This window comes from Eikenella sp. HMSC061C02, from assembly GCF_001809035.1.
Lineage (GTDB): Bacteria > Pseudomonadota > Gammaproteobacteria > Burkholderiales > Neisseriaceae > Eikenella > Eikenella corrodens.
This window is the reverse complement of sequence record NZ_KV795514.1, coordinates 1-219: the sequence shown is the minus strand read 5'-3', so window position 1 is coordinate 219 and position 219 is coordinate 1. Positions and strand designations below refer to the sequence as shown.

Genomic DNA, 219 nt, shown 5'->3' with positions numbered 1-219 from the left:
TATACTGATTGCCACAGTGCCTACAATGTATTGGATGTTAGCGAGTTTAACCACTTGCGCATCAATCACCGCACCTGTTTTGCAGACAGGCAAAACCACATTAACGGGATTGAGAACTTCTGGAGTCAGGCCAAACGCCATTTGCGTAAATTCAACGGCATTCCGAAAAAGCATTTCGAGCTGTATTTGAAAGAGTGCGAATGGCGATTTAACAACAAT

General features: G+C 43.4%; 1 protein-coding gene. It reads left to right on the top strand.

The features are described 5' to 3' along the window. Positions 1-219, top strand: a 219-nt coding sequence (locus HMPREF2541_RS01640) for a transposase (RefSeq protein WP_141744163.1), incomplete at both ends; no start/stop codon positions are given.